At 71.0% G+C, this 20,297-nt stretch carries 20 protein-coding genes; 13 read left to right on the forward strand and 7 right to left on the reverse strand.

All coding sequences use genetic code 11. The features are described from left to right. Positions 1-116 precede the first annotated feature (116 nt). On the forward strand, positions 117-1,625 hold the full coding sequence (locus JHB91_RS06770; RefSeq protein WP_199375088.1) for a M20 family metallopeptidase: 1,509 nt from the start codon (positions 117-119) through the stop codon (positions 1,623-1,625). A gap of 88 nt (positions 1,626-1,713) precedes the next feature. After that, positions 1,714-1,992, forward strand: coding sequence for a GlsB/YeaQ/YmgE family stress response membrane protein (locus JHB91_RS06775; protein WP_199375087.1), 279 nt, complete (start codon positions 1,714-1,716; stop codon positions 1,990-1,992). A 56-nt stretch (positions 1,993-2,048) separates the two neighbouring features. Here JHB91_RS06775 and cysC read toward each other — a convergent pair whose 3' ends face one another. From cysC to JHB91_RS06790, 3 genes are read right to left on the reverse strand one after another with little or no spacing between them, the layout of a single operon-like run. Beyond that, positions 2,049-3,878, reverse strand: a complete 1,830-nt coding sequence (cysC, locus tag JHB91_RS06780) for an adenylyl-sulfate kinase (protein WP_199472197.1) — start codon at positions 3,876-3,878, stop codon at positions 2,049-2,051. Further along, positions 3,878-4,789, reverse strand: coding sequence for a sulfate adenylyltransferase subunit CysD (gene cysD / locus JHB91_RS06785; RefSeq protein WP_199375085.1), 912 nt, complete (start codon positions 4,787-4,789; stop codon positions 3,878-3,880). The genes cysC and cysD overlap by 1 nt, the downstream gene beginning before the upstream one ends. Beyond that, positions 4,786-6,189: a mannose-1-phosphate guanylyltransferase/mannose-6-phosphate isomerase gene (locus tag JHB91_RS06790; RefSeq protein ID WP_199375084.1), complete on the reverse strand. Its 1,404-nt coding sequence runs from the start codon at positions 6,187-6,189 to the stop codon at positions 4,786-4,788. Before JHB91_RS06790 ends, cysD begins: the two co-directional genes overlap by 4 nt. Before the next feature lie 83 nt (positions 6,190-6,272). Between JHB91_RS06790 and JHB91_RS06795 the strand changes: the two genes are divergently transcribed. The 7 genes from JHB91_RS06795 (at position 6,273) to aqpZ (ending at position 11,674) form a co-directional block, all read left to right on the forward strand. After that, positions 6,273-7,286, forward strand: coding sequence for a phosphotransferase (locus JHB91_RS06795; protein WP_199472198.1), 1,014 nt, complete (start codon positions 6,273-6,275; stop codon positions 7,284-7,286). Between the two features lie 10 nt (positions 7,287-7,296). Continuing rightward, the gene (gene murU / locus JHB91_RS06800) at positions 7,297-8,031 is read left to right on the forward strand and encodes an N-acetylmuramate alpha-1-phosphate uridylyltransferase MurU (protein ID WP_199472199.1); all 735 of its coding nucleotides are present in this window, start codon (positions 7,297-7,299) and stop codon (positions 8,029-8,031) included. A 143-nt stretch (positions 8,032-8,174) separates the two neighbouring features. After that, positions 8,175-8,690, forward strand: a complete 516-nt coding sequence (locus JHB91_RS06805; RefSeq protein ID WP_199472200.1) for a phosphoglycerate mutase family protein — start codon at positions 8,175-8,177, stop codon at positions 8,688-8,690. Beyond that, positions 8,690-9,355, forward strand: a complete 666-nt coding sequence (locus JHB91_RS06810) for an endonuclease V (RefSeq protein WP_199375080.1) — start codon at positions 8,690-8,692, stop codon at positions 9,353-9,355. Before JHB91_RS06805 ends, JHB91_RS06810 begins: the two co-directional genes overlap by 1 nt. An 88-nt stretch (positions 9,356-9,443) precedes the next feature. After that, entirely contained in the window at positions 9,444-10,307 is an 864-nt protein-coding gene (locus JHB91_RS06815; protein ID WP_199375079.1) for a pirin family protein, read from the forward strand. 84 nt (positions 10,308-10,391) lie between these two features. After that, positions 10,392-10,835, forward strand: a complete 444-nt coding sequence (locus JHB91_RS06820; protein ID WP_199472201.1) for a hypothetical protein — start codon at positions 10,392-10,394, stop codon at positions 10,833-10,835. 104 nt (positions 10,836-10,939) lie between these two features. Then, a complete protein-coding gene (gene aqpZ, locus JHB91_RS06825) occupies positions 10,940-11,674 on the forward strand; it encodes an aquaporin Z (RefSeq protein WP_199472202.1) in 735 nt (244 codons plus the stop codon). Positions 11,675-11,716: 42 nt separating this feature from the next. Here the strand turns inward: aqpZ and JHB91_RS06830 are convergent, their stop codons facing one another. From JHB91_RS06830 to JHB91_RS06840, 3 genes are all read right to left on the reverse strand, one after another. Beyond that, positions 11,717-12,592, reverse strand: coding sequence for a pirin family protein (locus JHB91_RS06830; RefSeq protein ID WP_199472203.1), 876 nt, complete (start codon positions 12,590-12,592; stop codon positions 11,717-11,719). Positions 12,593-12,749: 157 nt separating this feature from the next. Then, positions 12,750-14,906 (reverse strand): bifunctional 23S rRNA (guanine(2069)-N(7))-methyltransferase RlmK/23S rRNA (guanine(2445)-N(2))-methyltransferase RlmL, encoded by a 2,157-nt coding sequence (gene rlmKL, locus JHB91_RS06835; RefSeq protein ID WP_199472204.1) that lies wholly within the window; start codon positions 14,904-14,906, stop codon positions 12,750-12,752. After that, on the reverse strand, positions 14,903-15,439 hold the full coding sequence (locus JHB91_RS06840) for a hypothetical protein (protein ID WP_199472680.1): 537 nt from the start codon (positions 15,437-15,439) through the stop codon (positions 14,903-14,905). Before JHB91_RS06840 ends, rlmKL begins: the two co-directional genes overlap by 4 nt. A gap of 69 nt (positions 15,440-15,508) precedes the next feature. On the opposite strand from JHB91_RS06840, the gene JHB91_RS06845 reads away from it, so the two are divergent. The 4 genes from JHB91_RS06845 (at position 15,509) to JHB91_RS06860 (ending at position 19,070) form a co-directional block, all read left to right on the forward strand. Then, entirely contained in the window at positions 15,509-16,060 is a 552-nt protein-coding gene (locus JHB91_RS06845; RefSeq protein WP_343225065.1) for an N-acetylmuramoyl-L-alanine amidase, read from the forward strand. A gap of 30 nt (positions 16,061-16,090) precedes the next feature. Further along, positions 16,091-16,993 carry an acyl-CoA thioesterase II gene (gene tesB / locus JHB91_RS06850; RefSeq protein WP_199472205.1) on the forward strand — a complete coding sequence of 301 codons (903 nt, stop codon included), beginning with the start codon at positions 16,091-16,093 and terminating at the stop codon, positions 16,991-16,993. 4 nt (positions 16,994-16,997) lie between these two features. Further along, positions 16,998-17,855, forward strand: a complete 858-nt coding sequence (locus JHB91_RS06855; protein ID WP_199472206.1) for a DUF2007 domain-containing protein — start codon at positions 16,998-17,000, stop codon at positions 17,853-17,855. 81 nt (positions 17,856-17,936) lie between these two features. Continuing rightward, positions 17,937-19,070, forward strand: a complete 1,134-nt coding sequence (locus tag JHB91_RS06860) for a sigma-70 family RNA polymerase sigma factor (RefSeq protein WP_199375070.1) — start codon at positions 17,937-17,939, stop codon at positions 19,068-19,070. A gap of 414 nt (positions 19,071-19,484) precedes the next feature. Here the strand turns inward: JHB91_RS06860 and JHB91_RS06865 are convergent, their stop codons facing one another. Then, a complete protein-coding gene (locus tag JHB91_RS06865; protein WP_199472207.1) occupies positions 19,485-20,183 on the reverse strand; it encodes a hypothetical protein in 699 nt (232 codons plus the stop codon). Positions 20,184-20,297: the final 114 nt, after the last annotated feature.

Consider the following 20,297-nt stretch of genomic DNA (forward strand, 5'->3'; position numbering starts at 1 on the left):
GCGTTCCCATCGCCCTGAGGCACACGCGGCTGCGGGGCGGCCGCCCGCCGATGCGTGCGGAAAGTCCCACCCGGCGCGCGGGAGTAGAATCGTGGTTTTCCACCGCAAGGCCCGAAATGGACGCCAGCAGGTTCGACCCCGCGCTCGTCGAGCGCCATGTCTCCGCCAAGTGGGATGACGAAATCGTCCCGCAGCTCGTCGAGTACATCCGCATCCCCAACAAGTCGCCGATGTTCGACACCGACTGGGTGAAGAACGGTTTCATGGACGATGCGGTGAAGCTGATGGAAGGCTGGGCGCGTCGCCAGGACATCCCCGGCATGCAGCTCGAAGTGGTGCGCCTGGAAGGCCGCACGCCGCTGATCTTCGTCGAGATCCCGGCGTCCAACGGCGGCAATGCCGACGACTGCGTGCTGCTCTACGGCCACCTCGACAAGCAGCCTGAAATGACCGGCTGGGACGACGACCTCGGCCCGTGGAAGCCGGTGCTGCGCGACGGCAAGCTCTACGGCCGCGGCGGCGCCGACGACGGCTATGCGATCTATGGTTCGCTGACCGCGATCCTGGCGCTGCACGAGCAGAAGATCCCGCATGCGCGCTGCGTGATCCTGATCGAGGCCTGCGAGGAATCGGGCAGCTACGACCTGCCGGCGTACGTCGATCATCTCGCCGACCGCATCGGCAAGCCGTCGCTGGTGGTCTGCCTGGATTCCGGCTGCGGCAACTACGAGCAGCTGTGGTGCACCACCTCGCTGCGCGGCCTGGCCGGCGGCAACTTCTCGGTCCAGGTGCTGGACGAAGGCGTGCACTCCGGCGACGCCTCGGGCGTGGTGCCGTCCAGCTTCCGGCTGCTGCGCCAGCTGCTGTCGCGCATCGAGGACGAGGACACCGGCCGCATCCTGCTCGACGGCCTGCACGCCGACATCCCCGCCGACCGCCTGGCGCAGGCGCGCAAGTGCGCCGAGGTGCTGGATACCGCGGTGTTCGACAAGTTCCCGTTCCTGCCCGGCATGACGCCGATGAACGACGACCTCACCGAGCTCGTGCTCAACCGCACCTGGCGCCCGGCGCTGTCGGTGACCGGCGTCGACGGCATGCCGCCACTGGCTTCGGCCGGCAACGTGCTGCGCCCGCACACCGCGGTGAAGCTCTCGCTGCGCCTGCCGCCCACGCTCGACGGCAAGCGCGCCGGCGAACTGCTGCAGGAGGCCCTGCTGCGCGATCCGCCGAACGGTGCCAAGGTGACCCTGGACCTGGAGAAGGCCTCGACCGGCTGGAACGCACCGGCGATGGCGCCGTGGCTTGAAAGCGCGATCGATGCCGCCAGCCAGGCCTTCTTCAAGCGCCCGGCGATGTACATGGGCGAAGGCGGCTCGATCCCGTTCATGGGCATGCTCGGCGAGAAGTTCCCGGGGGCGCAGTTCATGATCACCGGCGTGCTCGGCCCGCACTCCAATGCCCACGGCCCGAACGAGTTCCTGCACATCGAGATGGGCAAGCGCGTCACCGCCTGCGTCGCGCGGGTGATCGCCGAACACCAGGCCGCCAGCGCGCGTGGCGAGACCACCGGCGGCGCGGCCATCGCCGACAGCGGCACGCGCCACGGCGACCACGGCTGCTGCTGAGGGCAGGACGACACCCGCATGGCGGGGCTGGCGCACCGCCGCCGGCCCTGCCAAGCTCGCCATTCATCCACCAGGTAAAGGGGAGCTCATGGAAGGTGTATTCGGCGGCGACAGCTGGCTTTGGATCATCCTCGTCGGACTGGTCGTTGGCGTGCTCGCGCGCCTGATCAAGCCCGGCAAGCAGAACATCGGCATCATCCTGACCATCGTGCTGGGCATCGTCGGCGCGCTGCTCGCCGGCTGGGTCGGCCGCATGCTGGGCTGGTACGGCGAAGGCGAGAAGGTCGGCTTCATCGCGTCGCTGATCGGCGCGGTGGTGCTGCTGTTCATCGCGGAATTCATCAACGGCAGGCGCCGCAGGCGCTGACGCCACGCACCCAGGCATGAAGAAGAAAGCCGGGCACATGCCCGGCTTTTTTCATGTCAGTCCAGCAGCATCGCGATCACCCGCTCGGCCAGGCGCTCGGGCGGTTCGGCCATGGTGTCGAGCACCAGCTCCGCGTGCTCCGGCGGCTCGTAGGCGGAGTCGATGCCGGTGAAGTGCGGCAGCTCGCCGCGGCGCGCCTTGGCATACAGGCCCTTGACGTCGCGACGCTCGGCTTCGGCCATCGGCGTGTCCACGAACACCTCGATGAACTCGCCTTCGGCGAACAGTTCGCGCGCCGAGCGGCGCTCGGAGCGGAACGGCGAGATGAAGCTCACCAGCACGATCAGGCCGGCATCGGTCATCAGCTTGGCGACGTGTGCCACGCGACGCAGGTTCTCCACCCGATCCTCGTCGGTGAAGCCGAGGTTGCGGTTGAGGCCATGGCGCACGTTGTCGCCATCGAGCAGGTAGGTGTGGCAGCCGCGCGCCAGCAGGCCGCGCTCCACCAGGTTGGCTATTGTCGACTTGCCGGCGCCAGACAGTCCTGTGAACCACACGCAGCGCGGATGCTGGCCCTTGAGTGCGGCGCGCGCGTCACGGTCCACGTCCAGCAGCTGCCAGTGGATGTTGTCGGCGCGGCGCAGGCCATGGCGGATCATGCCGGCACCGACCGTGGCGTTTGTGAGCGGGTCGGCCAGCACGAATGCGCCGAGCACCGGCTCCTCGGCGTAGGGCGCGAAGGCGGCCATCGCGTCCAGCGACAGAGTCACCTCGCCGATGTCGTTGGCCTGCAGGCGCTTGGCGGCCAGCGGCTGCAGCGACTCCGGATCCGACAGGTGCCGGATCTCGCCGATGCGGGCGCCGAGCACGCGGGTGCCGAGCTTGATCAGGTAGCGGCGGCCGGGCAGCAGCGGCGCCGTATCGAACCACAGCAGGTCGGCGCCGAACTGGTCGCTGACCGCGAGTGGCACCGCGGCTGCGCTGAGCACGTCGCCACGCGCGGCGTCGACATCCTCGGCCAGGCGCACGGAGATGGCGTCGCCGGCATGGGCGACGGTCGCCGCGACGCCGGCGCGATGCAGCGCCGCCACCGTCGCCGCAACGCCCGCGGGCTGGACGCTCAGCGCGTCACCGACCCGCAGCGTGCCGGACGCCAGCGTGCCGGCGAGCCAGCGTTCGCCACCGTGACCGCGCAGCACCACCTGCACGGGGAGCCTTGCCGGCAGCTGCGCGCCGCGCTGCGGCACGTCGACGTTGTGCAGGTGCTCGAGCACCGTGGGGCCGTCGTACCACGGCATGGTGGCCGCTGGCGTGGCGACGTTCTCGCCGCTCGCCGCGGCCAGCGGGATCGCGGTGACGCCGGTGATCCCGAGCTTCGCCGCATGCGCGCGGTACGCGGCGGCGATCGCCTCGAACACCGCGCGGTCGTGGCCGACGCGGTCCATCTTGTTGACCGCCAGCAGCACGTGGCGGATTCCGAACAGACCGGCGATCGCGGTGTGGCGCAGGGTCTGCGGCAGCAGCCCGCGCGTGGCATCCACCAGCACGATGGCGAGGTCCGCGCGCGAGGCGCCGGTGGCCATGTTGCGCGTGTACTGCACGTGGCCCGGACAGTCGGCGATCAGGAATCGACGACGCGCGGTCTCCAGGTGCCGCCAGGCAACATCGATGGTGATGCCCTGCTCGCGCTCGGCGTCCAGTCCGTCGAGCAACAGCGCGTAGTCGATGTCGTCGCCGCGGGTGCCGTGGGTCGCGCTGGCGCGTGCAAGCGCGGCGCGTTCGTCGTCGGGCACGCGGCCCGCTTCCGCCAGCAGGCGTCCGATGAGCGTGCTCTTGCCGTCGTCGACGCTGCCGCAGGCGACGATGCGCAGGACGTCATGCGCCATCAGAAATAGCCCTCGCGCTTCTTCTTTTCCATCGAATCCCCGTCGGCGTGGTCGATCAGTCGCCCGGCCCGCTCGGACTGCGTGCCCGCCTCCATCTCGGCGATGATCGCGTCCAGGTCACCGGCGTCGGATTCCACCGCGCCGGTCAGCGGATAGCAACCAAGCGTGCGGAAGCGCACGCGGCGCAACACCGCGTGCTCGCCGGGTGCCAGCGCGAAGCGTTCGTCGTCGACCATCAGCAGCGCGCCATCGCGCTCGACGATCGGGCGCTCGGCGGCGAAGTACAGCGATACCACCGGGATCGCCTCGCGGCGGATGTAGCGCCACACATCGAGTTCGGTCCAGTTGGACAGCGGGAACACGCGCATGCTCTCGCCCGGGCCGACGCGGGCGTTGTACAGGTCCCACAACTCCGGGCGCTGGCGGCGCGGATCCCAGCGCTGGTTGGCGTCGCGGAACGAGAACACGCGCTCCTTGGCGCGCGACTTCTCCTCGTCGCGCCGCGCGCCGCCGATCGCGGCGTCATAGCCGCCGGCGGCCAGCGCCTGCTTGAGCGCGAGGGTCTTCATCACCTCGGTGTGGCGGCTGGCGCCATGGCTCTGCGGACCGATGCCCTCGCGCAGGCCGTCGGGGTTCACGTGCACGCGCAGCTCGACGCCGGTCTCGGCCGCGCGCCGGTCGCGGAACGCGATCATCTCGCGGAATTTCCACGTGGTGTCCACGTGCAGCAGCGGGATCGACGGCCGCGCCGGCGCGAACGCCTTCAGCAGCAGGTGCAGCAGCACCGAGCTGTCCTTGCCGATCGAATACATCATCACCGGGTTGCGGCACTGGGCCGCAACCTCGCGGAGGATGTGCAGGCTCTCCGCCTCGAGGCGGTCGAGGTCGCGGTCTTGGCTTGCCGTGCTCATGAGCGCCCGTAGACATCCTCGTAGCGGACGATGTCGTCCTCGCCCAGGTAGTCGCCGGACTGCACTTCGATCAGCTCGAGCATCTCGGTGCCCGGGTTCTCGAGGCGGTGCTTCGCACCGAGCGGGATGTACGTCGACTGGTTGGCGTGCAGTTCGAACACGTCGTTGTCGCGGGTCACGCGCGCGGTGCCGCGCACCACGATCCAGTGCTCGGCGCGGCGCGTATGCGACTGCAGCGACAGACGTCCGCCCGGCTTGACCTTGATGCGCTTGACCTGGAAACCGGCGTCCTGGTCGATCGAGTCGTAGCTGCCCCAGGGGCGGTGCACCTCGCGGTGCAGCACGGCGTGGCTGCGTTGCTCCGCCTTGAGCAGGGCCACCACGTCCTTGACCTGTTGCACGCGGTCCTTGTGCGCCACCAGCACCGCGTCGTCGGTCTCCACCACCACCAGGTCATCCACGCCGACCAGCGCCACCAGTCGCCGCGCATAGGCATAGCTGTTGCGGCTGTCGACGGCGATGACGTCGCCATGGTGGGCGTTGCCTTCGGCATCCTGCTCGCTCACCTGCCACAGCGCCGACCACGAGCCGACATCGTTCCAGCCGATGTCGACCGGCAGCACCATCGCGCGGTCGGTGTTCTCGAACACCGCGTAGTCGATCGAATCCGACGGACTCGCCGCGAACGCCTCCCTGTCGAGGCGCACGAAATCGCCGTCACGGGCGGCGCCGGCAAACGCCTTGCGCACGGCCGCGAGGATGTCGGGGCGGAAACGGCCCAGTTCCTCCAGGTAACGCGAGGCGCGGAACAGGAACATGCCGCTGTTCCAGTAGTAGCCGCCCGCGTCCAGGTACTGCTGCGCGGTGGCGGCGTCGGGTTTCTCGACGAAGCGCCGCACCTGGCGCACGCCGTCGCCGGCCTCGGCCTGGATGTAGCCGAAGCCGGTTTCCGGTGCCTCGGGCACGATGCCGAAGGTGACCAGCGCGCCGGCTTCGGCGGCCGGCATGGCGGCCTGCACCGCGGCGCGGAACGCCTCCGCATCGCGCACCACGTGATCGGAAGGCAGGACCAGCAGCAGCGGATCGTCGCCGCCTTCGCTCGCCTGCAGCGCAGCGGCGGCGATCGCCGGCGCGGTGTTGCGCCCGATGGGCTCGAGCATGATCGCGGCCTCGGCCATGCCGACCAGGCGCAGCTGTTCGCCGGCCAGGAAGCGGTGCTCCTCGTTGGCGACCACGATCGGCGCGCGGCTGGCGAGCGGCGCGACCCGCAGCCAGGTGTCCTGCAGCATGGTGTGCTCGCCGGCCAGGGCCAGGAACTGCTTGGGATAGGCCTCGCGCGACAGCGGCCAGAGTCGCGTCCCGGAACCACCGGACAGGAGCACGGGTTGCAGCTGGGTCATCTCGCCTCGATTCGCATGCTGTCGGACTGGAAGCGCGGAGTTTACCCTGTGGGCCCCGCCGCCCTGGACCTCCACGAGCCCGCATGACCCCCGATCCCGACGACCTCCGCGCAGCGCAGCGCCTGGCCTGGGCGCGCGCCGCCAGCGGCGATCCCGCCCTGCGCCTGGAACGCGCCTCCACCGATGCCGGCTTCCGCAGCTACTGGCGCGCGACCGGCGCCGACGGCGCGACCACCATCGTCATGGACTCGCCGCCGGACAAGGAAGACGTGCGGCCGTGGCTGCGCGTGCTGGCGCTGCTGGTCGGCGGCGGCGTGCGCGTGCCGGTGGTGCTCGCACGCGACCCGGAGCAGGGTTTCCTGCTGCTCGAGGACCTCGGCGCGGACACCCTGCTGCAGGTGGTCGACGCCGGCAATGCCGACGCGCACTTCGACGCCGCCATTGAACAGCTGCTCAAGCTGCAGGCGATCCCGGTCCCCGACGAGCTGCCGCGCTACGACGAAGCGCTGCTGCGGCGCGAGCTGCGGCTGTTCGACGAATGGTTCCTGACCCGCCATCTCGGCGCGGCACTTGGCGACAACGACCTCCGGGCGCTGGACGGCATCTACGCGCTGCTCATCGCCAGCGCGCTGGCGCAGCCGCAGGTCCTGGTGCACCGCGACTACATGCCGCGCAACCTGATGCCGGTCGCGGACGGGCCGGCGGTGCTGGATTTCCAGGACGCGGTCGCAGGCCCGGTGGCGTACGACGCGACCAGCCTGTTCAAGGATGCGTTCCTGAGCTGGCCGCCCACGCGCGTGGATGCATGGCTGGCCGATTACCACGCGCGCGCGCGCGCCGCCGGCGTGCCGGTGCCCGCCTCGCTCGCGCAGTTCCGCCGCGATGCCGACCTGATCGGCGTACAGCGGCATCTCAAGGTCCTGGGCATCTTCGCGCGGCTGAAGCATCGCGATGCCAAGCCGAAGTACATCGCCGATGCGCCGCGCTTCCTCGCCTATCTCGACGAGGTCATTCCGCGCTACCCGGAGCTCGCGCCGCTGGCGGGCGTGCTCGAGCGCCACGTGCGTCCGGCGCTGGCAGCCGCCGTGCAGCCATGAGCAGCGCGCGATGAAGGCGCTGCTGCTGTGCGCCGGCCTCGGCGAGCGCATGCGCCCGCTGACCGACACCACGCCCAAGCCGCTGCTCGCCGCCGGCGGCAAGCCGCTGGTCGCCTGGCACCTGGAAAAACTGGCCGCCGCCGGCGTGCGCGACGTCGTCATCAATACCTCGTGGCTGGCGCCGCGCTTCCCCGAGATGCTCGGCGACGGTGCGCAGTGGGGCCTGCGCATCGCGTATGCCTACGAGGGCGCGGTGCCGCTGGAGACCGGCGGCGGCATGCTGCACGCGCTGCCGCTGCTGGGCGACGCGCCGTTCATTGCGGTCAATGGCGACATCTGGTGCGACCACGACTTCGCGCGCCTGCCTGCGGAACCCTCGGGCGAGGCGCACCTGGTGCTGGTCGACAACCCCGCGCACCATCCGGGTGGCGACTTCACGCTAGCCGGCGACGGCCGGCTCGTTGCCGGCGGCGGGCACGCGTTGACCTTTGCCGGCATCGGCGTTTACCGGCCTTCCCTGTTTGCCGACTGGCGCGCCGCCATCGGCGACGAGGCCGGTGCCGACAGCGTGCCGCCGCGCTTCAAGATGGCGCCCCTGCTGCGTGCCGCAATGGCACGCGGTGGGGTGAGCGGCGAACACCACCGCGGGCGCTGGACCGATGTCGGCACGCCCGCGCGGCTCGCCGCGCTGTCGGACGCGCTGTCGGACACACCAGGCGACGCGGCCCACGGCAGCGACCCGTAGCGGAGCATTTCCACGCCGGATCGGGCCCGGCGTGGCGAGTGCACTCGCGCAGCCTGCGACGCGTATGCTGCCGGCGTCTTCCGCAGGTCTCCGCCCCCATGCAGCTGCCCCCTTCTCCTGCGCCGCGCGCTCGCGGCGCGGCCATGGCCTTGGCATTCGTCGCGACGGCGTGCCTGCTGGCCGCCTGCGCGGGTACCGACGTCGTCGATACCGCTGCAGGCGCGGCCGCGCCGCTTGCCTTCATCGTGGTGCGGCACGCGGAAAAGGTCGATGACTCGCGCGATCCCGACCTCTCGGCAAGCGGCCAGGCCCGTGCCGACGCCCTGGCGGCACAGCTGCGCGACGTACCGCTGGTCGCGGCCTGGACCAGCGCATTCGCGCGCACGCGCCAGACCGGACTCGCCGCGGCGACGGCGCACGGGCTCCAACTGCACGAGTACGACGCCGCGATGCCCGCCGCCGACCTGGCGGCGATGCTGCGCGAAGCGCACAGCCACGGCACGGTGCTGGTGGTCGGACACAGCAACACCGTTCCCGGCATCGTCGCGGCACTGTGCGACTGCCACGTCGATCCCATCGACGACACCATCTACGGCGGCCGCTACGACATCGACCACGACGCCGACGGGCGGCCGCACCTGCGCATCGGCGCGTTCTGATGGCAATGCCCACGGACCACGAGGATCCCCCGGACCTGGCGTCGCTGCCATCCGCGGCCGCCGGAGAGCTTGAGCTGCGCGACCGTTTCACGAAGCCGCTGCGCACCATCGCAGGCTTCCATGCCCGCGCCGAGGACGATGGCGCCACCGTGCGCGGGGCCGCGGTGCTGCTCGACGCCGACACGCTGGAACTCATGGCCGGCGAGGTCGTGAGCCTCGGGTTGCCGGGAGGTGCGGACCGAGCGTCCTTCGACGCGCTGCCCGTCCTGCTTGCGGCGCTCAAGGCGCTGCCACGCCCTCCCGATCTCGCATTCATCCATGGCCACGGCGGCGCCCATCCGGACCACGCGGGCATCGCCACGCGTTTTGGCGTCACCGCCGACCTGCCCTGCATCGGCGTGGCCGACACGATCGTCGCCGGCGGCGGTCCGGAGCCACATGAGACGCGCGGCGCCTACACCGCCCTGCGCAGCCAGGTACGCGGTCCGCAGATCGGCTGGCTGCTGCGCAGCAAGCCCGGCAGCGCGCCACTGGTAGTCTCCGCCGGGCACCGGGTGGCGATGGCGTCGGCCGCCGACCTGGTGATGCGCTTCACCACCACGCATCGGCAGCCCGAGCCCACCCGGCTGGCGGAGCGACTGGTGGCGCGCCACCCGCCAAGCTGACGCGCGTACGCTGCGTTGCAGCGGCGAGGCGGCCGGCGCCGTGGCAACCTGCGATGCTGGCACCAGTCGATTGCCATGGAGGCACTGCATGACCCTCGTCATCCGTCCGCGCGAACACGACCTTGGTGGCGGATTCACCGTGCGGCGCGCCGTTCCGACGATCGAAGCGCGCAGCGTCGGGCCGTTCGTGTTCGCCGACCACATGGGCCCGGCCGTGTTCGAGCGCGGCACCGGCCTCGACGTGCGCCCGCATCCGCACATCGGGCTGGCCACGGTGACCTACCTCTGGTCCGGCGCCATCAACCACCGCGACACGCTCGGCTTCAACCAGGACATCCTTCCCGGCGACGTCAACTGGATGACGGCGGGGCGCGGCATCGCGCATTCCGAGCGCACGCCGCGGGCAGTGCGCCAGGCCGCCCACCCGATCCACGGCATGCAGACCTGGGTGGCCCTGCCGAAGTCGGACGAGGAAGCGCCGCCGGCCTTCCACCACCACTCGGCGGCCAGCCTGCCCACGATCACGCTGCCCGGCGCACGGCTGCGGGTGATCGCGGGCCGCGCCTGGGGAGAGGTGTCGCCGGTGCATGTGTTCAGCGAGATCCTCAACGTCGCGATCGATCTCGCGCCGGATGCGGAGCTGCGCATCGCGGCCGACCAGCCGGAACGCGCGCTCTACATCCTCGAAGGGGACGCACAGCTGGACGGCGTCGACATACCCGCACGCCACCTGGTGGTGCCCGATCCAGGCCGCGCCGCGGTGCTGCGCGCAAAGACGCCGCTGAAGGCGATGCTCCTGGGTGGCGAGCCGCTCGACGGCCGCCGGCACCTCTGGTGGAACTTCGTGTCTTCGTCAAGAGAACGCATCGAACAGGCCAAGGCCGACTGGCTGGCAGGGCGCTTCGGCGAGATCGAGGGCGACAACGAGTTCATCCCCCTGCCAGAACGGTGACGCAAGTCACAGAATGACAAGTCCCCCCAAGGGAGTATCCAGAGGCTGCAGCGCCTTGTCCTGCGCTGCCCGGGGGGGACCACCATGAAAACGATCTTGCTGGCTTCGGCGTGCCTGCTGATGTCCGGTGCCGTGCACGCGCAATCCGGCGGGGGCTGTCCGGCCCTGCCAGCCGACAGCGGACTGGCCTGGGAAAAGCTCGAGGGCAGCGGTTACACCTTCTGCAAGGCCATCCGGGCCAGCGACGGTGGCCAGCTGCTGGCGGTGATGCTCAGCGCGGAGGCGCCGTTCAAGCCACGCCGTGGTGATCGCGTGCAAGAGACCGTGATCGACGGGCAGTCGATCTGGTGGTACCGGGGCGAGCTGTCCAGCACGGCCGGCGTCGAAGTCAGGGAAACGATCGTCGAGCTGGGTCGCAACCAGGTTGCCCACATCTCGCTGCGCGCGGGCAACGCCCAGGAAATGTCGCAGGCGATGTCGGTGGCCGAGTTGCTGCACTTCGGCGACGTGCGAATTTCCAGCAACTGACCCCGCCGGGCGCCTTAACAAAGGGCGAACACACCCGGGCGTGCGCGCGGTTAGCGTGCACGTCGGGGCGCGGCCGCCACGGCCGCCCGATGTGAGGGGACGACATGATCAAGAAACTCGCGGCCGAGTTCCTCGGCACGTTCTGGCTGGTGCTTGGCGGTTGTGGCAGCGCGGTGCTGGCCGCGCATTTCGGCGGTGATGGCAATCCGCTGGGGATCGGGTTTCACGGCGTCGCACTGGCGTTCGGCCTGACGGTGCTCACCGGTGCGTACGCGTTCGGACACATCTCTGGAGCGCATTTCAACCCGGCGGTCAGCGTGGGACTGTGGGCCGGCGGCCGCTTCCCGATCTCCGAACTGGTGCCGTACATCGTCGCCCAGGTGGCGGGTGGCATCCTCGCGGCCTGGATCCTGCTGCTGATCGCCAGCGGCAGCGCCGGCTTCGCGATCGACCCGACTGCCGCCGGTGCCTTCGCGACCAACGGCTTCGACGCGCTGTCGCCCGGCGGCTATTCGATGGCCGCGGCCTTGCTGTGCGAAGTGGTGCTGACCGCGATGTTCGTGGTGGTGATCATGGGCGCAACCCATGGCCGCGCACCGGCAGGCTTCGCACCGATCGCGATCGGCCTGGCGTTGACCCTGATCCACCTGATCAGCATCCCGGTCACCAACACCTCGGTGAACCCGGCGCGTTCGACCGCGGTGGCGCTGTTCGCCGGGTCCGGCGCACTCGGCCAGCTGTGGCTGTTCTGGGTGGCGCCGATCGTCGGCGCGATCATCGGGGGCGGCCTTTACGGCTGGCTGGGCCGCGAGGACGCACCAGTCACCGGCACGCCCTGAGCATCCGCGCGGGGCGACGCTCGGCGCCGCCCCGCGCGTGTCTCAGAAGCGGCCTTCCTGCAGGTCCACGAAGGCCTGCATCAGCTCCTCGCGGGTGTTCATCACGAACGGCCCGTGGCGCGCGACGGGCTCGCGCAGCGGGCGGCCGGACACCAGCAGCAGGCGCGTGCCCGCCGCGCCGGCCTGCACGCGCAGCAGGTCGCCGCCGCCGAGGATGCCGAGTTCGTGCGCGACGAGCTGGCGCGCCTCGTCGCCGCTGCCGAGCAGCGCATCGCCCTCGAACACATAGGCGAAGGCGTTGTGGCCTTCCGGCAGGCGGTGTTCCCAGGCGGCACCAGGCGCCAGCGACGCATCGAGGTACATCGGATCGGTCGCCGGCTGCTCGATCGGGCCGCGCACGCGCACGCCATCGACGCCGCTGACCTCGCCGGCCACCACGCGCACCTCCACGCCCTCGGCCACCGCCACCAGCGGGATGCGCTCGGGCGCGAACTCCTGGTAGCGCGGCGCGGTCATCTTGTCCTTCGCCGGCAGGTTCACCCACAGCTGGAAACCGCGCATGCGGCCTTCCTGCTGTTCGGGCATCTCCGAGTGCACCAGGCCGCGGCCCGCGGTCATCCACTGCACGCTGCCGGGCACCAGCAGGCCTTCGTTGCCGTGGTTGTCGCGATGGCGCATGCGCCCGTCGAGCATGTAGGTGACGGTCTCGAAGCCGCGATGCGGATGGTCGGGGAAGCCGGCCAGGTAATCCTCGGGGCGATCGGTGCCGAACTCGTCGAGCAGCAGGAACGGGTCGAGGTCCGGGAGCTCCTGGCCGCCGATCACGCGCGTGAGCCTGACGCCCGCGCCGTCGGACGCGGCGCGGCCGCGCACCTTGCGGACGACGCGGGTGGAATCGAATGGGGTGGCCGGGGACATGGCGTGGCTCCTGGATGTGTCTGCCCACATCATCGGGGCGCCGCGCGCGCATGACAGCACCGCTGTTGCAACGCTGCGATGCCCGCGCTCCGCATCCCTGCGGGGGACTCCCTGCGGCGGCCAGGGCCGCTCCCGTGCCTGCCCGGATTACACCGTCCTACGAACGCCGCCGCAGCCGCCACGCGCGATGGATGCGCGGATTGCGGGCGAAGTCCTGCGGGATGGTCGCGGCACTGATGTCCTCGCACTCCGCAAATGCGGCCACCGCTTCGTCGTCGAGGCGGAAGCGCCGGTAGTTGTTCGAGAAATACAGCACGCCCTCGTCCGACAGCCGCTCCACCGCCGCGCGCAGCAGGCGCACGTGCTGCGCCTGCATGTCGAAATCGTCGGCGCGCGCGGAGTTGGAGAACGTCGGCGGGTCGCAGAACACCAGGTCGTACAGGCCGTCGTCGGCTTCGAGCCAGGCGACGGCATCGGCCTGCACCATGCGGTGGCGGCTGCCGCCCAGCGGGCGGCCGTCGACACTGTTGCCGCGCAGGTTGTCCGCGGCCCACTGCAAATAGGTGGCCGACAGGTCGACGCTGGTCGTGCTGGCCGCGCCGCCGACCGCCGCTTGCACGGTGGCCGCGCCGGTGTAGCAGAACAGGTTGAGGAAATGCTTGCCGCGGGCTTCCTGATAGAGGCGGCGGCGCAGCGGACGGTGGTCGAGGAACAGGCCGGTGTCGAGGTAGTCGAACAGGTTCACGCGCAGCCGCGCCGCGCCTTCGCGCACCTGCAGGAACTCGCCGCGGCGGTCGAAGCCATCGGCGTACTTGCTGCCTCCCTTGCCGCGCGCCCGCACCTTGGTCGCCACGCGCTCGCGCGGCACGCCGAAGACTTCACGCGCCGCGGCCAGCACTTCGCCGAAGCGGCGGCGCACGTCTGCCTCGGGGATGTCGGCGGGCGCGGCGTATTCCTGCACGTGCAGCCAGGTGGCGTCGGGGTCGTCGGCTTCGGTGTAGACGTCGATCGCCACGGCGTACTCGGGCAGGTCGGCGTCGTAGGCGCGGAAGCAGTCCACGTCCTCGCGCGCGCGCCACGCCTTCAGCGCGCGCAGGTTCTTGCGCAGGCGGTTGGCGAGCATCTGCGCGCCGGGTGTCAGCGCGCGCGGCGTGGCGTCCTCGCGTACCGGCGGCAACACCGGGTCGCTGACCAGCAGGCTGCATTCCAGCGCGCCGTTGAACAGCTGGTAGACCTTCTGCGCGCGCAGGTTGGTGGCGCGGGCGAGATCGGCGCTGCCGCAGAGCAGGCTCGCGCGCCAGCCCGGCGCGATCCGGCGCAGGCTGTCACCCAGGGTGCGATAGAGCTGCGCATCCGCGAACAGGCGCGCGTCGTACGGCGGATTGCAGACCACCAGTCCGCGTAGCTGCGCCATCGGCTGCAGCGCGGCGATCTGGCGTTCGTCGAAGGCGATGGCGTCGCGGAATCCGGCGGCGGTGGCGTTCTCGCGCGCCGCGCGCAGCGCCGCGGGATCGAAGTCACTGCCGAAGAACACCTGGCGCAGCGCGCCGCGGCCGGCGCGTTCGCGCTCAAGGGCATCGGTGCGCAGGGTCGCCCAGGCCGCGGTGTCGAAACCGCTCCAGCGCGACGGCAGCGCATCGCCGTGGCGCAGCAGGCCCGGAGCCACGTCGGCGGCCATCGCGGCGCCTTCGACCAGCAGCGTGCCGCTGCCGCACATCGGATCCAGCAGCGCGCCGCCCTCGGCATACACCTGCGGCCAGTGGCCGCGCAGCAGTACCGCCGCGGCCAGGGTTTCCTTCAGTGGCGCCTCGCCCTGCGCGCGGCGCCAGCCGCGGCGATGCATCGGCCCGCCGCCAAGGTCGACGGACAGCACCGCGCGGCCCTTGCGCACCACCAGGTTCAGGCGCAGGTCGGGTGCGTCGAGGTCGACGTCCGGACGGTCGCCGGTGTCGGCGCGCAGGCTGTCGACCACGCCGTCCTTGACCCGCTGCGCGGCGAAGCGTGCGTGGGTGATGCCGGTGCCCGACACATGCGCATCCACGGCCAGCGTGAGCCCGGGTGCGAGATGGCTGGCCCACGGCAGCGCAACCACGTTGCGATACAGGGTGTCCTCGTCATCGCAGGGGAACTCGATCAGCGGCCAGAGCACACGACTGGCGAGGCGCGACCAGAGCACCGCGCGCTGTGCGTCGACCAGGTCACCGTCGACGTGCGCGCCGGCCATCGTCGCGGTGGCGCGCGCGCAGCCGAGCGCGACCAGCTCGTCGGCGAGCAGGTATTCGAGACCCTTGCCGCAGCTGGCGAAGAACCTCACGGCGCCACCGCGGCGAGCAGGTCGGAAAACAGCGCGGCCGACGCCTCGACGTGCGAGGACAGGCGATGGCCGTCGTCGACCAGCAGCAGGCGATCGTTGCGCTCGCCGGCCCAGCCGACGACATCGGCGACCGGGATGAGTTCGTCGTGCCAGCCGTGGATGATCGCGGTGGGCACGCGCGCCGCATCCAGCGGATATTCGGCATTCAACCGCACCGGTGGCGCCATCAGGAATAGCGCGCGCACGGGCACCCGCAGCGACACCTGCCCGGAAATCCACGCACCCAGGCTCGAACCGGCCAGCACCAGCGGGCCCTGCGTCGCGCGCGCTTCGGCCAGCGCCTGCAGCCGCGCAAGGCGTTGTGCCACGTCGCCAAGCCGGCCGAGTTCGCTGCGTGCATCGAGATCGGTGTAGTCCGGACGCTCGTGGCTCCAGCCCAGGCGCTCCGCGGCCTCGGCGAGGGCGGTGACCTTGGTGGCATCGGGGCCGCTCTCGAAGCCGTGCGAGAGGATGCAGTGGCCGCGTACGGTCATGGGAGGCGAAGGATCGGCGGCGACATGCGTGAATGCTAGCATCGCCGCGACCTCGCCCTTGGCCATGACGTGCGCCTGGACCCGCTGCCCTACGAGCACCTGCTGGACACGCGCCCGCTGTCGCAGGTCGACCTGGTGGTGATGCACTGCACCGAACTTCCCGACCTCGCCACCGCGCGCACGTACGGCGAACGCGTGCTGTATCCGGCGTCGGGCACCGGCAACAGCGGCCACTGGTACATCGACCGCGACGGCGACACCGTCCGGTACGTCGCCCACCACCGCATCGCCCACCACGTGCGTGGTTACAACGCGCGCGCGGTCGGGATCGAGCTGGTCAACACCGGGCGCTGGCCACACTGGCTCGATTCACGGCACCAGGCCATGGACGAGGCGTATCCCGAGGCGCAGCTCGCCGCGCTCGACGTGCTGCTCGCCACGCTGGTGGCCGACCTGCCCGCGCTGCGCTGGATCGCCGGCCACGAAGAGCTCGATGCCGGAACGGTGGCGGCGAGCGACGATCCCGCCGTACTGGTGCAGCGCAAACGCGACCCCGGGCCGTTGTTCCCGTGGGCGCGCGTGCTGCGCGCCACGCGGCTGCAGCGCCTGCCGCAGTCCTGATGCCGGGGCGGCGGCCCGTATAATCCGCGGATGCCCAACCGCCCTGCCCCCGCCTCCGAACTCGTCGACCTCCTCTCCCTGGAGCGCCTCGAGGACAACCTGTTCCGCGGCCAGAGCCGCGATATCGGCACCAAGTACGTATTTGGCGGCCAGGTGCTCGGCCAGGCGCTGTCAGCCGCCCACGCCACCCTCGAGCAGCCGCGCGACGCGAACTCGCTGCACGCCTATTTCCTGCGCGCCGGCGACGTGGATTCGCCGATCGTCTATGACGTCGACCGCACCCGCGACGGCGGCAGCTTTTCGGTGCGCCGGGTCACCGCGATCCAGCACGGCAAGGTGATCTTCTTCTGCGCCGCGTCGTTCCAGCAGCACGAGGACGGCGCCGAACACCAGCTGTCGATGCCCGAGGTGCCGCATCCCGACGACATCGAGCCCGCGCCCGGCGTACCGCCCGCGGTGCTGGCCACGCTGTCCACCAAGGTGCAGCGCTGGCTCGACCGCAGCGGCCCGTTCGAATTCCGCCACGTGTACCCGCGCGACGAACTCAACCCGCCCAAGCGCCCGCCCTACCAGCAGGTCTGGTTCCGGCTGGCGGAAAAAGTCGGCGACGCGCCGGAACTGCACCGCGCGCTGCTCGCCTATGCGTCCGACTTCCATCTGCTCGGCACCGCCACCTTCCCGCACGGCATCAGCTACTACCAGCCGAACGTGCAGATGGCCTCCCTCGACCACGCGCTCTGGTTCCACCGCCCGTTCCGCGCCGACGACTGGCTGCTGTATTCCATCGACAGCCCCAGCGCGCAGGGCGCGCGTGGCCTGGCCCGCGGGCTGATTTACGACCGCGGCGGCCGGCTGGTCGCCAGCACCGCGCAGGAAGGCATGATCCGGGTGGTGGCCGACGATCGCGCGGGCCCCCTGCGGGCCAAGGACTGACCCCGTGCGCCAGCTGTTTTCCAGCCCGCGCATCGAGAATGTCGAGGCGGTCGCCAGGCTGCTCGAGGAGGCCGGCATCGAGGTGCGGATCAGCAATGGCCGCTCCTACCGCGGCGCGATCCGCGGCAATTTCAGCTACCGCGACGGCAGCGACAGCGCGCCGCGGCCGGCAGTGTGGGTGCTGCGCTCCGACCAGCAGCCCGAGGCGCGGCAGCTGCTGCGCGATGCCGGACTGCTGCAGGCCTCGCCAGTGCGTACGGAAAGCTTCCTGCCGCCCGCCGCGATCGCAGGCGGCGACCGCAGCCCCCTCGCAGCGCGCGGCGGCGGGCGCTTCCGCTACGGCCTGCTGATGGGAATCGCGGTGATCGCGGCGGTGGTGATCGTCAATTTCAACAGCGGCGACAAGCCGCTGCCGGCGGATCCAGCGCCCGCGGTCGCGGCTGCGCCTGATGCCGGACACGCATCCGCGTCTACCGCGACCGGCGTCCCGGGTGCGGCCGGCCTGGACATGCTCGCCACGCTTCCGGACGAGGTCCATCGCGTTCCCACGCCGCCGCTCCTGGCCGCGACCCTGGTGCGCGACGTGCTCGACGACCGCGCAGGCAGGCGTGCCTGCCTCGCGATCGATGACGCCGACCCGGCGGCCAGCCTGATCGAAACCCTGGCCGCCGACGGCCTGGACGTGGTTCCCGCATCGTCGGCACGCTGCGCCGAAGCGGACCGGACCCGGGTCGAAGTGCGCGACTACCGCACCGATGGTTCGGGCACGGGCAGCGTGCAGCTGGCGGTGGCCGGCGAGGCGGCGCGTGAGCTCGCGGTCAGGCGCGAAGGCAGCGACTGGCAGCGCGTCGACGCACCCTGAGTCGCCGCCCGGTCACATCCGGGTGCCTGCGCGCGTCCCGGTACCATTGATGCGGCCCCGATGCGCCGCCGTGAGCCGCCCATGTCCACCACCGCGATCGACGCCCTCATCCACCGCGACCTTCCAGCCGCCGCGAACGGCTGCGAGCACGCCTACGGTCGGATCATCGTCGCCAGCCAGAACACCGTGACCGCGGTGGCGCTGGCGATCACCCGCGACGTCACCGCCAGCGAGGACATCGCCCAGGAGGCGTTCCTGTCCGCCTGGCAGAACCTGAAGCGCCTGCAGAACCCGGCGAGTTTCCTGCCGTGGCTGCGGCAGATCACCCGCAACCTGGCCTATGACCACCTGCGCAGCCAGCGCAACCGCAACGTCCATGGTGAAGCCGCCGAGCTGGCCATCGCGCATGCCGCCGACCCCTCCGCACTGCCAGACGAGCGCCTGCTCGACGCCGAACGCGAGCAGCTTGCCGCCGACCTGATCTCGGAACTGCCCGAGGAAAGCCGCGAAGTCCTGCTGCTGTACTACCGCGAGGGCCAGAATTCGCGTCAGGTCGCGTCGCTGCTCGGCCTGTCCGACGCCGCGGTCCGCAAGCGCCTGTCCCGGGCACGCAAGAGCGTGCGCGCGGACCTCATCGGCCGCTTCAGCGAGTTCGCGCGCGGCAGCGCGCCAGGCACGGCGTTCGCCGTCGGCGTGGTGGCGCTGCTGGGCGTGGCGCGGCCGGCGGCTGCGACGGGGTTCGCCAAGGCGGCGCCTGCGGTGCTCGGCGGCCTGCTCGGCAAGAGCGTGCTCGGCACCGCCGGCGCGCTCGGTGGCGGCCTGCTGGCCACGCTGATCACCGCCTGGCTGTGCCGTCGGATGCTGCTCGGCTATGCCGAGAACGAAGCCGAGCGCGAGGAGGTCATCCGCGTCTACCACAGCTATCTGTGGACGTCGCTGGTCGCGGTGGGCGCCACGCTCGTCGCGGCGCTCGCGTTCGATAGCATGGTGCCGGCGTCGGCATTGGCACTGGCGGCGATCGCGGTGCTGAACTACCAGCTGCTCGGCCCGATGCAGAAGACCATGGCACCGCTGCTGCGCCGCGATGCGCAACGCCATCCGGGCGGGGCGAAATGGCGGCAGCTCGGCTACCGCCTCACCTTCGGCACCAGCGGCGTGCTGGTCAGCAACATCGCGATCATCGGCGGCATCGTGCTGCTTTACCTGCACGGCTGAGAAAAAAGGTTCTTCTCGCGGCGTTGCATCCCGGCCGCGGCGTGACCCGGAGCGCCCGGCAGTGGCCGGGAGGCCTTCGCGGCTCATGTCCCCCGGATCCGCCTGGCGGCGGATGCCTCCTCCTTGACTTCCCCGCGAAGGCCTCCCGGCCACTTCGGGGCTCTGCGCCGGCGGCAGGTACCGCAATCATGCTCGGGATCGCGGGGTGTGCTCCTGGGTCACCGCGTACTGCGGCGTACCGGGTGCCAAGGCCCTTGAGGGCGAAGTCAAGGAGGAGGCGATGGCTGCAAGGCCATTGCCGGGGGACATGAGTCCTCAAGGGCCTTGGTACCCGGCTCCCGCACAAAAAAGTGGCCCGCGCCTTGCAGCGCGGGCCACCGGCGCCGGGCATCGCGGCGCCACCCCGTCAGCGGTTCAGCGGTGCGAGCCGGCCTGCAGTTCGGCCTTGCCCAGGAATCCGTCGCGGTTGTCGTCCATCCACGCGAAGCGCTTCGCCAGGCGCGGCATCTTCTCGTCCACCTCGACACGGCTCAGCTTGCCGTCCTTGTTGAGGTCGGCGGCCGTGAACGACTCGCTGAAGTGGCGCTCGCGTTCGCTGCGCATCTGCGCCTGCATGCGCTCGCCGTGCGCCATCGCCTCGGTGCGGACGATCTGGCCGTCCTTGTTGGTATCGACGGCGTCGAAATCGATCGCCATGCGCGGGCCGCGGAGCTTGCCCGCCTGCGGTGCGGAGCCATCATGACCATCGTGTCGCGGTCCGCGACGCGACGACCCGGCCTTTTCGGCCTCCGGTTTCGCGGCGGCACGCGCTTCACGTGCAGCGGCGCGCGCGGCCTGGCCGGCGTCGAATTCGGCGCGGCTGACGCGGCCGTCGCCGTCGCTGTCGAAGCGCTCGATGCCGCCTCCGAAGCCCATGCCCGGACCGTGCCCGCGACGCCCGTGGTGGCCGTGGCCGCCGCGCTGCGGACGCTTGCCGGCATCGGCCGGTTTGGCGCCGTCGGACTGCGCCTGGGTGCTGCGCGCCGGAGCGTCGGCCTGCGCGCTGGCGACGGACGCCGCGCCCAAGGCAGCAACGGAAAGGGCGGTGGCGAGAAACAGGGCATGACGCTTCATGCGTGACTCCTTTGCGCGCAGCGACATTGCTGCATGTGCACCGGTCAACGCCCGGCGCGCCGCCGGGTTGACGCCGCGCCCGGCGCGTTCAGCCGCCGGTCGGTTCGCAGCCAC

It is taken from the genome of Luteimonas sp. MC1828, from assembly GCF_016461615.1.
Taxonomy (GTDB): Bacteria; Pseudomonadota; Gammaproteobacteria; order Xanthomonadales; family Xanthomonadaceae; genus Luteimonas.